Origin of the sequence: Aureimonas sp. SA4125 (genome assembly GCF_019973775.1) — a bacterium.
GTDB lineage: Bacteria > Pseudomonadota > Alphaproteobacteria > Rhizobiales > Rhizobiaceae > Plantimonas.
This window is the reverse complement of sequence record NZ_AP025032.1, coordinates 4,700,509-4,712,901: the sequence shown is the minus strand read 5'-3', so window position 1 is coordinate 4,712,901 and position 12,393 is coordinate 4,700,509. Positions and strand designations below refer to the sequence as shown.

At 67.5% G+C, this 12,393-nt stretch carries 11 protein-coding genes; 5 read left to right on the top strand and 6 right to left on the bottom strand.

What is annotated here, in order from left to right; all coding sequences use genetic code 11:
- Positions 1-87: 87 nt before the first annotated feature.
- From Sa4125_RS22310 to Sa4125_RS22300, 3 genes are all read right to left on the bottom strand, one after another.
- Positions 88-1,578 (bottom strand): sugar ABC transporter ATP-binding protein, encoded by a 1,491-nt coding sequence (locus tag Sa4125_RS22310; protein WP_224001837.1) that lies wholly within the window; start codon positions 1,576-1,578, stop codon positions 88-90.
- A gap of 276 nt (positions 1,579-1,854) precedes the next feature.
- On the bottom strand, positions 1,855-2,871 hold the full coding sequence (locus tag Sa4125_RS22305; protein WP_224001835.1) for an ABC transporter substrate-binding protein: 1,017 nt from the start codon (positions 2,869-2,871) through the stop codon (positions 1,855-1,857).
- A 285-nt stretch (positions 2,872-3,156) separates the two neighbouring features.
- On the bottom strand, positions 3,157-4,005 hold the full coding sequence (locus Sa4125_RS22300) for a DMT family transporter (RefSeq protein WP_224008145.1): 849 nt from the start codon (positions 4,003-4,005) through the stop codon (positions 3,157-3,159).
- Between the two features lie 198 nt (positions 4,006-4,203).
- Between Sa4125_RS22300 and Sa4125_RS22295 the strand changes: the two genes are divergently transcribed.
- The gene (locus tag Sa4125_RS22295; RefSeq protein ID WP_224001833.1) at positions 4,204-4,587 is read left to right on the top strand and encodes a DUF3307 domain-containing protein; all 384 of its coding nucleotides are present in this window, start codon (positions 4,204-4,206) and stop codon (positions 4,585-4,587) included.
- A gap of 121 nt (positions 4,588-4,708) precedes the next feature.
- Here Sa4125_RS22295 and Sa4125_RS22290 read toward each other — a convergent pair whose 3' ends face one another.
- Positions 4,709-5,785 (bottom strand): ATP-binding protein, encoded by a 1,077-nt coding sequence (locus tag Sa4125_RS22290; RefSeq protein ID WP_224001831.1) that lies wholly within the window; start codon positions 5,783-5,785, stop codon positions 4,709-4,711.
- Positions 5,786-6,224: 439 nt separating this feature from the next.
- Here Sa4125_RS22290 and Sa4125_RS22285 point away from each other — a divergent pair, with 439 nt between their 5' ends.
- Complete coding sequence (locus tag Sa4125_RS22285; protein ID WP_224001829.1) at positions 6,225-7,052, top strand: lytic murein transglycosylase; 828 nt, start codon at positions 6,225-6,227, stop codon at positions 7,050-7,052.
- Between the two features lie 66 nt (positions 7,053-7,118).
- Here Sa4125_RS22285 and Sa4125_RS22280 read toward each other — a convergent pair whose 3' ends face one another.
- Complete coding sequence (locus tag Sa4125_RS22280; protein ID WP_224001827.1) at positions 7,119-7,841, bottom strand: glutathione S-transferase; 723 nt, start codon at positions 7,839-7,841, stop codon at positions 7,119-7,121.
- A gap of 15 nt (positions 7,842-7,856) precedes the next feature.
- Complete coding sequence (locus Sa4125_RS22275; protein WP_224001825.1) at positions 7,857-8,954, bottom strand: catalase family protein; 1,098 nt, start codon at positions 8,952-8,954, stop codon at positions 7,857-7,859.
- Between the two features lie 198 nt (positions 8,955-9,152).
- On the opposite strand from Sa4125_RS22275, the gene Sa4125_RS22270 reads away from it, so the two are divergent.
- From Sa4125_RS22270 to Sa4125_RS22260, 3 genes are all read left to right on the top strand, one after another.
- A complete protein-coding gene (locus Sa4125_RS22270) occupies positions 9,153-10,556 on the top strand; it encodes an MATE family efflux transporter (protein ID WP_224001823.1) in 1,404 nt (467 codons plus the stop codon).
- A 197-nt stretch (positions 10,557-10,753) separates the two neighbouring features.
- On the top strand, positions 10,754-11,728 hold the full coding sequence (locus Sa4125_RS22265) for a tripartite tricarboxylate transporter substrate-binding protein (RefSeq protein WP_224001821.1): 975 nt from the start codon (positions 10,754-10,756) through the stop codon (positions 11,726-11,728).
- A gap of 199 nt (positions 11,729-11,927) precedes the next feature.
- Entirely contained in the window at positions 11,928-12,392 is a 465-nt protein-coding gene (locus Sa4125_RS22260) for a tripartite tricarboxylate transporter TctB family protein (RefSeq protein ID WP_224001819.1), read from the top strand.
- Position 12,393: the final 1 nt, after the last annotated feature.

The window sequence follows — 12,393 nt, the reverse complement described above, 5'->3', positions numbered from 1 at the left end:
CTTTCCGGACAAGCCGATCTCCCCCCTTGAGGGGGAGATGTCCGGCAGGACAGAGGGGGGTGGGCGCCCCGCTGCAACACCAAAGCCTCAGGCATCCGCCGTCTCCTCGAAGGAGGATTGCAGCACCTTTTCCTCCGTCAATTCGCCGCGCGCGAGGTCGGCGACGATCTCGCCGGAGCGGAAGACGTAGACATGGCTGCAGTTGAGGAGCTCGTCGAATTCGGTGGTGTACCAGAGGAAGGCGCGGCCCTTGGCGGCCTCCTCGGCGATGCGGGCATAGACCTCGCGCTTGGTGCCGACGTCGACGCCGCGCATCGGGTCGTCCATGGCGATGATCGCGGCGTCCGAGGCGAGCGCGCGGGCAAACAGCGCCTTCTGCTGGTTGCCGCCGGAGAGGGTGAGGATGTTGTCGTCCATGTCAGGCGTCTTGATCTGAAAGGTCTCGCGCGCCGCCGTCTCGACCGCGCGCTCGCGGCGCCCATCGATCAGGCCGAAGCGCGACAGGGCACCGAGCGAGCGGATGGTGACGTTCTGGCCGATCGACCAGAGCGGGAAGACGCCGTCGGCCTGGCGATCGCCGGCGACGAAGGCGACGCTGCCCTCGACCGTGGCATAGCGCGACGCGGTGCCGGCGGCGTTCTGGATCAGCCGGAGCAGCGCCGTCTGGCCGTGCCCGGCGAGACCCGCAAGGCCGACGATCTGGCCGGGATAGAGGGTGAGCGCGCGCGTTCCGCGCTGGCGCGGCGGCCGCGCCTCGACGATCGGCCGTCCGGCGGGATGCGCCGCCGTCACGGCCGCGCCGTCCGTTTCCGGCGCGGTCTCGGCGACATGGCCCATCGCGGCGACAAGCGCCGCGCGGTCGAATTCGGCCGCCGGCCGCTCGGCGACGACGCGCCCGTCGCGCATCACGACGATGCGGTCGGAGGTGCCGAGGATGTCGCCGAGAATGTGCGAAATGAGGATGACGCTGCCGCCCGTGGCGACGAAGCGCCGGACATGGGCGAGAAGCTGGGCGGCAACGGAATGGTCGAGCGAGGAGGTCGGCTCGTCGAGGATCACCAGCCGCGGCCGGTCGCCGGTGGCGGTGAAATTCATCGCGATCTCGACCATCTGGCGTTCGCCGAGTTCGAGATCGGCGACGAGGTCGTCGGGGCGGATGGTGTGGCCGGGAAAGATTTCCGACAGCGTCGCGGCGATCAAGGCGCCCGCCGGCTTGCGCCAGCCAAACCCCTTCAGCCCGGGATGGCGCAGCCGCGTGTTCTCCGCGACCGTGAGGTTCGGGCAGAGCGAAAGCTCCTGGAAGACGCAGCGGATGCCGGCGGCATGGGCGGCCGAGACGGAGAAGGCGGAGGTCGGGTTGCCGGCCGCCGCCAGTGTTCCCTCGTCATGCGTCAGCGTCCCCGCAAGGATCTGCATCAGCGTCGACTTGCCGGCACCATTGTGGCCGACGAGCCCGAGGCATTCGCCGGGCGCGATGGTCAGATCGACGCCGCCGAGCGCCTTGACCGCACCATAGGACTTGGTGACGCGGGCAAGGGTGATGAGGGGGGCGGGGGACAGGGCGCGGGATGCGGTCATGGGCCTGGAAATTCCGATGGGCGTCAGCTGCATTCTTCTCCCCAACGGGGAGAAGGTCGCGGCAGCGGGATGAGGGCGGCGAAGCCGTCGTCGCTGAAAGCGGAGACGGGCCAGGGATCGCCAGGCGCCGTCGGCGCTCCCCGCATCGGCCTGCCGGCCACTTCTCCCCAGAGGGGCGAAGAAGCAGCGTCCCCGCCGTGCCGACCACCCCCGTCCTTCGACAGGCTCAGGATGAGGGTGGCAGTGTTGCGGGGAGATGAAGCGCGCGAGGAAGGCTTACTTCCCGGCGATCACCGCCTTGGCCTCTTCCTCGGTGTACTCGACATTGGTGACGCCGCCTTCCGGGGTCATCTCCAGGCCCTTTTCGAGGCCGTCCTGGTCGATCCGGAGCGTCGGGACGCTGAGATCCTTCGGCACCTCGGTGCCATCGAGGATCTCCTTGGCGACCCAGAAGGCGAGCGTCGAGACGCCCGGCGCGATCGACTGCGAGAAGGTCTCGTAGCCGTTCTTGTCCTTCTGCTCCTTCCACCAGGCGAGCTCGTCCTGGCGGTTGCCCATGATGATCGTCGGCAGCGGCTTGCCGGCCGCCTCGAAAGCCTGCGCCGCGCCGTAGCCGTCGCCGCCCTGCGTCACCACGCCGACGATCTCGGGCAGGCTCGGCAAGACGCTCGCCACCGACTTCTGCGCCACGGTCTGCGTCCAGTCGCCCTGGACCTCGCGGACGATCTTGAACTTCGGGTGCTTGGCGATGCCCTCGAGGAGACCGGCATGGATCTCGTCGTCCACCGAGGTCCCGGCAAGGCCGCGGATCTCGAGGAGGTTGCCGCCGTCGGGATAGCGCGTGGCGAGATAGTCGATCTGGTCGACGCCCATCTTCTTGAAGTCGACCGCGACGCGCCAGGCGCAGGGCTCGGTGACGACGCCGTCGAAGGAGACGACGGTGATGCCGGCGTCGCAGGCTTCTTTCACCGCACCGTTGAGGGCGCTCGGCGAGGCGGCGTTGAGGACGATGGCGTTGTAGCCCTGCAGGATCAGGTTCTGCAGCTGCGCGGCCTGCTCGGTCGGCGAGTTCTCGCCTGTCGTGAAGGCGTCGGCGGCCTTGGCGGCGCCTGCCTCGACGGCGGCCTTGGTGCCGGTCTCCCAGCTCTTGATCATCGCCTGACGCCAGGAATTGCCGGCATAGTTGTTGGACAGAGCGAAGGTTTTGTCGGATGCTTCCTGCGCACCGGCAGCGCCGGCCAGAACGGTGAGCGCGACAGCTGCGAGCAGCGACGACGTCAGTCGAGAAGTCATGGTATCCCTCCCAGGATGATCGATTTCGGTGTGCATGGCGCGGCCGGGTTCCTCCCCGCCACCGCCTTGCCCTTACGCCAAAGGGCGCCCTTCAGGTTTCCCGAGAGTCGCCGACGCTGGGAAGAATATTTAATATTTTTTAGCGGAGGTCAATTGCCGGGACACAGCTGCGGCAGATTGCCGTCGGCGGCGACGCCGCATTCCGGATAGCTGAATGGGCGGCGATGCTGTGCCTGGCCGATGCTCCGACGCCTGGCTGCTGCCGTCAAGGGCAGCGCCGGCCCTTCATGAGGGATCGAGCGGTACCGGCTCGCGGCCGAGCTGGCGCTCGCGCCAGACGATGTAGAGACCGGAGGCGACGATGATCGCCGCGCCGATCATCGTCGTCGTCCTCGGCACCTCGCCGAAGAACAGCCAGCCGAAGAGGATCGCCCAGAACAGGAGCGTGTATTGGAGGGGCGCCACGGTCGCCGCGTCGGCGAGCTTCAGGGCGCGGTTGACGCCGATATGGGCGAGCATGGCGACGACGCCGAGAAGGCTCAGCATCAGGAAGTCCGGAAGGTCCGGCGTCACCCAGGCGAAGGGGACGGTGACGAGACCGGCGACGGCCGCGCCGGCGATGTGCCAGAAGACGAGGACGGTGTCGGGCGTCCCGCGCAGCTGGCGGCCGTAGACCATCGTCAGGGCGAAGAGAAAGCTGCCGACGACGGAGATCAGCGCCGGCAGGGTCAACGTCGCCGCCGACGGGTCGAGCGCGACGACGACGCCGAGGAAGCCGACGCCGATCGCCGCCCAGCGGCGCCAGCCGACGCGCTCGCCCAGCATCAGCGGCGACAGCGCCGCGACGTAGATCGGCGCGGCCAGCCAGTAGGTCATGACGTCGGCCAGCGGCAAGGTCGCCACGGCGGCATAGAAGCAGATGACTTCGGCGGTCGAGCAGAAGACGCGCAGCGCCTGCGTCTTCGGCCGCTCGACGTGGAACAGCGCCCCGCGTTCAAGCCGCAGCAGGAAGGGCGTCAGGAAGAGGAGGCCGGCAGCGCTGCGCAGCAGGAGCAGTTCGCCGACGGGATAGGTGGCCACAAGCCACTTGCCCATGGTGTCGTTCAGGGAGAACATCAGCATGGCGCCGAGCATGATCGCGGCGCCAAGGCTCTGGGCGGACAGGAGCCGCTTTCGCTGTCCTACCGGGGAAGCGACGGGTGTTGGCATCGGGTCGTCATCCTTCGGCGCGTCCGGAAAGGTTCGCTCCATGCGACGAGACGCGGCTCAATGCAACTTTAGTGTTTTGGCGCGACTGTTTCCCGCCGCAGTTCCGCGGTCGGAGCCGGACTGGTGCTGATCCCCCTGCAGACCCTCGTCGTCCTCTATCTCGCCTTTGCCGCAAAACAGTTCGTCTGCGATTTCCTGCTGCAGACGACCTGGATGGCGAAGGGGAAGTGCCGGCACGAGAGCTGGCTGCCCCCGCTCCTCGCCCATGCGGCGACGCATGCGGCGGGAACGCTGCTGATCGTCCTCTTGGCAGCGCCGGCGCTGTTCTGGCTGGCGATCGTCGACTTCGGCCTGCACGCCGGGATCGACCGGGTCAAGGCACGCGCGACGACGCGCATGGCGATGAACGAGCCGCGCTTCTGGTGGGCGCTCGGCGCGGACCAGATGGCGCACCAGCTCACCCATTTCGGCTACGTGCTGCTCGTCGTCACGCACGTCCCGGCATAGAGCATGATCCCGAAAGGTGGCTTCCGGCTTTCGGAAAGAGATCAAGCGGAATCAAAGAACGAAAGCGGCTTGGCGATTCGAAGAAAAGCCATCCCGCCTTAGCGGCAACGCTTCCAGGCCCTCACGCCCTCTGGCCGGCGGCGTGGAAAAGGGTGCCGGCGGCCGAGACGACCGGGACATGGACGACGACGCGGCAGCCGCCGCGAAACTGCTGATCCACCGCGATCCGGCCGCCATCGCGGGCAACGGCGCGCTGGCAGTCGACAAGGCCGATGACGCGGCCGACGGGAGCACCCTCGTCGAACGGCCGGCAGAGCGCCTCCTGCATCTCCGTTCCCATGACACGGCCATTGTCCTCGACCGACAGGCAATGCTCGCTGGCGCCGCGCTCGTAGCGCAGGACGATGCGGGAATTATCCTCTGCGCGGCGGCGGATGCAGTTCTCGAAGAGCGCCTGGAACACGCGCCGGAAGGCAGCGCGGTCGCCCGCGATGGTCGGCATCCGCGCCGCGTGCAGGACGACCCGGCTCTGCGCGAGCTGCGCCGCGATGGCGGCCCGCACCTCGGCGAGCGCCAGGTTCAGGTCGCAGCCGAGGGTCACGGCATCGAGCTGCGCATCGCCTCGCTCGCGCACGATCATCGCGCTGAGTTGCTGCACGACGCTTGAAGCGCTGGCGGAAATGAGCTCGAGATACTGCTGCGTCTGCGCACTGAGGACGTTCTCGCGGTCGTTCTGGATCATCGATATGGCGGTGACGTAGGAGCCGATCGGCGAGCGCAGATCGTGCGACGCGACGGAAGCCCATTCCCGAAGCCGGGCCGCGGCCCTGACGAGTTCGGCCTCCCGCGCCTCGAGTTCGACGACGTCCGTGGCAATCACCAAGAGGAAGGTTTCGCCCGGCAATTCGAAGGGGCGGCGGCGGACCCGCAGCCGGCGCACCCGCCCGGTCCAGTCGCTGATGCTGTAGACCATATCGGCATGGTTCCTCGCGGTGGCATGCAAGTCATCGGACAAAAAGAACGTCAGGTTTTCCGGAATGCTGTTCTCTTCCTGCGTCGGATCGGTAATCTTCTTGCGGGTCGACGGAGCAAACAGCTCAAGGAAATCGTCGTTGCCATAGACGATCCTGCCGCTGGCATTCCTGGCGAAAATGATGCCGGGGACGTGCTGCAGCGCCGTGCGGAGGAGTTGTTGCATGAACGGAATTCCTCTTGCGGCGAATCGACACGCCGACTTCACGACTGAATCACAAATTAACGAGACGTCAATACTTTACGTCTGCCCACAGGGATTATCGCAAAAGCAGAGATCATCTATTATAAGGAGTTGTTATCTTCCTGTCGGAGCGCTGGCCGGTGTTCGTCGGCGGCGGAAATCGGACGGCGGGTGGCAGGAATGGCGCGTCCATGGCGGTGCATGCAGTTCGCCGTGAGAACGTTGCAGCCCAAGCCGTTCCGGCAACACTCGCCGGCCGACCGGTTCCCTCCCGGACCGTCCTGCCCTCGCAGGCAAGCCGCCGGAGGTGAGACACCGGTAACAGAGTGGTGGTATTATCGCGGGGAGGGTGGCAGAAGCGCCACAAACCCATGGCAGTGCGGTGCTTCGGCATCTCGGATCAACGAACAAAGGAAACTTCATGACGACCATCGCCAAGGCCGCCAAGGCCCTTCTGATTGCCGCCGGCTTTGTCGGCGCGATCGCCTCGACGCCTGCCTCGGCCGCCACCTGCGGCAACAACGCCGGCGGCTTCCCCGGCTGGCTGGAGGAATTCAAGAGCGAGGCCCGCGCCGCCGGCGTCTCGGCGCGCACCATAGAGTCGGCCCTCGGCGGCGTCTCCTACGACAAGAAAGTGATCAGCCTCGATCGCAACCAGAAGAGCTTCAAGCTGTCGCTCGACCAGTTCATGGAGCGCCGCGCCCCGGCCTCCTTCGTCTCCAAGGGCAAGAAGATCATCGCGCAGAACGCGAAACTGCTGAGCTCGATCGAGAAGCGCTACGGCGTCCAGGGCGAGGTGCTGGTGGCCATCTGGGGCATGGAAACCGGCTTCGGCGCCAATTCCGGAAACATGAACATCTTTCGCTCGCTGGCGACCTTGTCCTACGACTGCCGGCGCTCGGCCTTCTTCACCGAGGAGCTTCTGTCGGCGCTCGAAATCGTCGACCGCGGCGACATGCCCGCGAGCGCCATGCGTGGCGCGTGGGCCGGCGAAATCGGACAGACGCAGTTCCTCGCCAAGAACTATCTGCGCTTTGCCGTCGACGGTGACGGCGACGGGCACCGCGACCTGATCCGTTCCAAGGCCGACGTGCTCGCCTCGACCGCCAATTTTCTGAAGGCCAAGGGCTGGCGCGCAGGGGCCGGCTACATGCCGGGCGAGGCGAACAACGCTGTTTTCGGTGAATGGAACAGCGCCGGCGTCTACCAGAAGGCGCTCGCCCTCTTCGCCAACAAGCTCGCCAACTAGGCCGCTTTCGACAAGCCTGATGCCCGGCGCCAGGCTTTTCAGCCGTCTCCTGGCCCCGCTGCAGGATCAGTCCGCGTCGAGTTCGAGATAGCGGCGAAAAATGCCGTCCTCGTTGAAGGCGAGGCGGCGGTCGCTGCCGAGATAGTCGGCGAGCGCCGGGTGGGCGGCGATGCGGGCCGCAAGGTCCATCACCGCGGGCGTGTCGCCGGCGATCGCCTGGAGACGCCGGGGAAAGGCGTAGCGCAGCCCCTCGATGGTCTGGAAAAGGCCGAGATCGGCATAGCTCATGCGCCCGCCGGCGAGCCAGCCGGCGGAATTCAGCCGCAACAGGTTCTCGTACCAGCCGAGGAATTTCGGCATGCGTTGCTCGCGAAACTCGACCGCGCGCCGGAGCGCTTCCGGCTTCTGGTCCTCATAGTAGAGCGTGGTGCCGACGGGATGGTGCGTGTCGTGCGCCTCGGCGACGAAATCCGCCGTCGTCGCCGCAATGCTCCTGGCGAACTGCCGGCCGGCCTCGTCCTCCGGCGCGAGTGCGTGCCGCTCCCCGATATAGGCGGCAACAATTGCCGCCTGCGAGACGAGCGTCGCACCGTCGACGAGGAAAGGCGGCGCCAGCGGCACGGCTCCGTGATGGCCGTCGCGCATCAAGGCAAACATCGCTTCGATGCCGCAACCCTGCCCTTCCAGGCGCGCCACGTCGCGGTAGGGGGCGCCGGCCGCCTCGAGAACAAGACGGACGTACTCGCCGCGCCCCGGCAGGCCTGGCCAGTAATAGAGATCATAGGCCATCGGCCGGCTCCGTTGTCAGAGATCGAGATCGCCGGCCGAAGCGGGCTGGTGGATCGGACAGCCGTTGAAGCGCGCGCGAAAATCCGCCGACATGTCATAGGCCGGTTTGCGGCACCGCATGATCGAGCCGAGCGGGCGATGCGCCGCAAGGCCGTTCCACGGCGAGAACGACATGCCGTCGTCGACGGCGCGCGAGCGCGCTTCGTTCCAGCCGGGCTGCGGCAGCACCGTGATCCGCCCGACGGGGAGGAAAGGGCTTTCGTCCTCGGGCCAGGGCACCGAGCAATCCTCGATCGGCATGGTCTCGGCGTTGGTCAGGAGCTGGACGCGCAGGTCCCACTCCGCCCGGTTGGTGGCGAAGAAGGCGTCGACGGCCTCGCGCAGGGCGTTCTCATGGCCGGCGACAGCGATCCTGGCATCCTTGAGGGCCGTCAGGTTGGCGCTAACGGGCGCGACCGACAGTTTAGCGACATAGCGTCCGTAGCGGATCGGCGCCTGGGTGTAGAAGGTCTCACCGAGAATGTGCGTGTTGGGGTGACCGCCCAGCGCTTTCAGGGTGCCGCTCTGCCCGCCGACCGCTTCGACCAGGCTCTCGGCCCCGCGCAGGGCGGCCGAGACGACCTTTTTCAGGACCTGCGGCGCGTCGGTCGTCCCGGCAAGAAGCTTGAGGCTGCGCAGGAACCCCTTGGCATCGGGCGAGAGGAAGGCAGGCCCGTTGACCATGACGAAGTCCTGCACCGAACCGTCCGATCCCTCGAGCCGCTCGCCCTCGACGCCGACGACCTTGATCGCGAGGCCCCGCGGCACCGAGATCGAATCGTCGAGAATGTCGCCGGGATTAGTGGAGAAGCGCAGCACCACGGGATAGGTGGCGGCATGGGCGAACAGGCCCTCGGCGAGTTCCGGCGGCAATATGTCCGATATCCGCAATTCGCCGCGCAAGATCCCATGGCTCTTGGCGTGGACACTGCGCACGGCGTGGCCATAGTCGGCCGAGGTGGTCTCCATGATCGACCGTAGCGTCTCGACGATCGCCGCCGCGGTCTCAGCTTCGTCCGGCTCGAGCATCTCGCAGTCGGGCGCATAGAGGAGAGGGTGCAGGGGAGCGTGCATGCAATTTTCCATTCCAGTCGGGGCGCGCGGTGCGCCAGCCTGGAGGTAAGGCGGCGGCGGCGACATCCGTTCCGCAAACCGGGGCGGCGGGCGCGCCCGGCAGGCACCGCTGGGGTGGACAAGCCCGGCACAGGCCCCTAACCCAGGCCGCAAGACGGGTCGTGATCCGCCGCTTTCCTCCCAACGCCCGAGGCCTGCATGGACGCCCTGCGTTCGCCCGATAGCCGTCAGCTCCCGACGTCCCCCGGCCTGTCCTGGGGATCGCATCTCGGCGCGATGCTGCGCCTGGGCCTGCCGCTGGTGGGCGTCCAGCTGGCGCAGATGTCGATCAACGTCACCGACACGGTGATGATCGGCTGGCTCGGGCCGAAGCCGCTGGCCGCCGCCGTGCTGGCGACGCAGGGCTTCTTTCTGTTCTGGATGTTCGGCGCGGGCTTTGCCCAGGCGGTCATGCCGGTCGCGGCCAATGCCGCCGGTCGCGGCGACATCCGCGGCGTCAGGCGATCGGTGCGCATGGGGCTGTGGGTGATCCTCGCCTATGCTGCCCTTGCCATGGTACCGCTCTGGCACATGGACGCCATCCTCCTGGCGCTCGGCCAGGACGCGGAGATCGCCGCGCTTGCCGGCACCTTCATGCGGGTGCTGCAATGGTCGATGTTTCCGGCGCTGGCGATCGTCGGGCTGCGATCCTATCTCAGCGTGCTCGACCGCGCCCATGTCGTCCTCGTCATCACGCTGATCGGCGCGCTCATCAACGCGCTCGCCGACTACCTCCTGATCTTCGGCCATTTCGGCCTGCCGGCGCTCGGCATGCAGGGCGCGGCCATCGCCTCCCTCGCCACCAACATCGCGATGTGCGCCATCCTCATCATCTACACCGCGCTCAGCCCCGGACTGAAGCGCTACGAACTCTACGTCCGCTTCTGGCGGCCGGACTGGCCGGCCTTCGTCGAGGTGCTGCGGCTCGGCTGGCCGATCTCGACGACGATCATCGCCGAGGTCGGCCTGTTCGCCGCGGCGTCGGTCATGATGGGCTGGCTGGGCGCGATCGCGCTGGCCGCGCACGGCATCGCGCTGCAACTCGCCTCGATCGCCTTCATGGTGCCGCTCGGACTCTCCAACGCCGCCACCGTGCTGGTCGGCCGGGCCCATGGCGCCGAGGACTGGGCCAGGCTCGGGCGCGCCGCCCATACGGGCCTTGCGCTGGCCGCGGTGATCGCCGTCCTCGGCGCGCTCCTGTTCTTCCTTGCGCCGACGGCCCTCATCGCGCTCTACATCGACAGGGGCAATCCGGACGCCGCAGCGGTGCTGGCCGTCGGCATCCCGCTCCTGGCCGTCGCCGCCGCCTTCCAGATCTTCGACGCGGTGCAGGTCATGGCGGCGGGATTGCTGCGCGGCCTGAAGGACACGCGGGTGCCCATGCTGATGGCCGTGTTCAGCTACTGGGCCATCGGCATGCCGGTGGCCTATGTCCTCGGCTTCACGCTTCATCTCGGGGGCCCCGGCATCTGGACCGGTCTTGCCGCGGGCCTCTTCGTCGCGGCCCTGCTGATGACCTGGCGTTTCCATCGCCGCGTGGCGCTGGGTCTCACCGCGGCCTGAACCGGCGTCCTGCCCGCTGCCGGCCCGCCAGCGCGGTGCGGGCCGCGGCAAATGCCCTCTTCGCCTTTAGCCGCATAGAGGGTGCTCCCGCACCCAAGCCGGTTGACCCCCGGCTGCCTCGCCCGTAACGTTTTTTCCATCAGGTTCGGAAGCCGGCGAAGATCCGGCTCCCTACCGTCTCTCCGGGAGGATCCATCATGAAATTCGTCACTGCTCTGTGTGCCGCGGCGCTGGCGGTCACTGCAGGCGCCGCACGCGCCCAGGAAGCCTTTCCAACGCAGCCGATCACCATCGTCGTGCCGTTTGCCGCGGGCGGGCCGACCGACACCGTCACGCGTCTCATTGCCGACCCCATGGGCAAGGAACTCGGCCAGCAGATCGTCATCCAGAACGTCGCCGGTGCCGGTGGAACGCTCGCCGCCGGCCAGGTCGCCAAGGCCTCGCCCGACGGCTACACCGTCCTCATGCACCATATCGGCATGTCGACGGCCCCGACGCTCTACCGCAATCTCGATTTCGATCCGACGACCGCCTTCGCCACCGTCGGCCTCGTCACGAACGTTCCGATGACCCTGATCGCCCGCAAGGATTTTGAGCCGAACACGCTGGAAGAGCTCGTCACCTATGTGAAGGCGAACAAGGAGACCGTCGTCTACGCCAATGCCGGTATCGGCGCGGCGTCGCATTTGTGCGGCATGCTATTCATGAATGCCATCGACACCGCCGTCACCACCGTGCCCTACAAGGGCACCGGCCCGGCGATGACCGACATCCTCGCCGGCGAGGTCGACTTCATGTGCGACCAGTCCACCAACACCACCGGCCAGATCAAGGGCGGCGAGGTGAAGGTCTATGCGGTGACGACGCCAGAGCGGCTCGGCAACCTGCCTGACGTGCCGACGACGACGGAAGCCGGCCTGCCCGGGTTCCAGGTCGGCGTCTGGCACGGCCTCTATGCCCCGGCCGGCACGCCGGAGGACGTTGTCGCCAAGCTCTCGGCCGCGCTGCAGAAGGCCCTCGCCGACCCGACCGTGATCGAGCGCTTCGCCGAACTCGGCACCGCGCCGGTCGCCGCCGACCAGGCGACGCCTGCCGCCCACAAGGCCTATCTCTCCGAGCAGATCGCCCTGTGGAAGCCGATCATCGAAAAGGCCGGCGTCTTCGCCGACTGAGATTTGCGGAGGATGGCGCCTCATCACCGCATGGGCCGCTTCACCCCCCTCTGCCTACCGGCATCTCCCCCTCAAGGGGGAAGATCGCCAAGCGCCAGCGGCCGTGCGCCTGATCTCCCCCCTTGAGGGGGAGATGCCCGGCAGGGCAGAGGGGGCGCACCGCCGCAACCCCCTGATGACACCCCCGGAAAGGCCCCCCGTGGAACTGCAGAAATCCGCCAAGGACATTTTGTCCGGCCTGATCTTTCTCGGCTTCGGCGCCGCCTTCGCCATCACCGCGCTTGGCTATCCCATGGGCACGGCGCTGCGCATGGGCGCCGGCTTCTTTCCGTTCGCGCTGGGCTTGATCCTCTGCGTCATCGGCCTTGCCGTCCTCGTCAAGGGGTTCCTCCACCGCGGGCCGGCCGAGGATCTCGGCACCATTCCGTGGCGGGGCGCGGTGCTGATCCTGTCGGCCCTCACCTTCTTCGGACTCTGCGTGCGCGGCCTCGGCCTCCTGCCGACCCTCTTCGTCACCGTCCTCGCCAGCGCGCTGGCCAGCCGCACGCTGGCCCCCTGGGCGGCGGTCGCCCTGGCCACCGCGATGACGCTCATCTGCTACGTCATCTTCGTGCGGGGCCTCGGCGTCGTCGTGCCGCTCTTCGGCCCCTGGACGAGGTTCTAGA

Excerpts from the sequence above, each read along its gene's own strand:
- Sa4125_RS22310 (WP_224001837.1), bottom strand. The coding sequence starts at position 1,578 with ATGACCGCATCCCGCGCCCTGTCCCCCGCCCCCCTCATCACCCTTGCC.
- Sa4125_RS22305 (WP_224001835.1), bottom strand. The coding sequence starts at position 2,871 with ATGACTTCTCGACTGACGTCGTCGCTGCTCGCAGCTGTCGCGCTCACC.
- Sa4125_RS22300 (WP_224008145.1), bottom strand. The coding sequence starts at position 4,005 with ATGCTCGGCGCCATGCTGATGTTCTCCCTGAACGACACCATGGGCAAG.
- Sa4125_RS22290 (WP_224001831.1), bottom strand. The coding sequence starts at position 5,785 with ATGCAACAACTCCTCCGCACGGCGCTGCAGCACGTCCCCGGCATCATT.
- Sa4125_RS22285 (WP_224001829.1), top strand. The coding sequence starts at position 6,225 with ATGACGACCATCGCCAAGGCCGCCAAGGCCCTTCTGATTGCCGCCGGC.
- Sa4125_RS22280 (WP_224001827.1), bottom strand. The coding sequence starts at position 7,841 with ATGGCCTATGATCTCTATTACTGGCCAGGCCTGCCGGGGCGCGGCGAG.
- Sa4125_RS22275 (WP_224001825.1), bottom strand. The coding sequence starts at position 8,954 with ATGCACGCTCCCCTGCACCCTCTCCTCTATGCGCCCGACTGCGAGATG.
- Sa4125_RS22270 (WP_224001823.1), top strand. The coding sequence starts at position 9,153 with ATGGACGCCCTGCGTTCGCCCGATAGCCGTCAGCTCCCGACGTCCCCC.
- Sa4125_RS22265 (WP_224001821.1), top strand. The coding sequence starts at position 10,754 with ATGAAATTCGTCACTGCTCTGTGTGCCGCGGCGCTGGCGGTCACTGCA.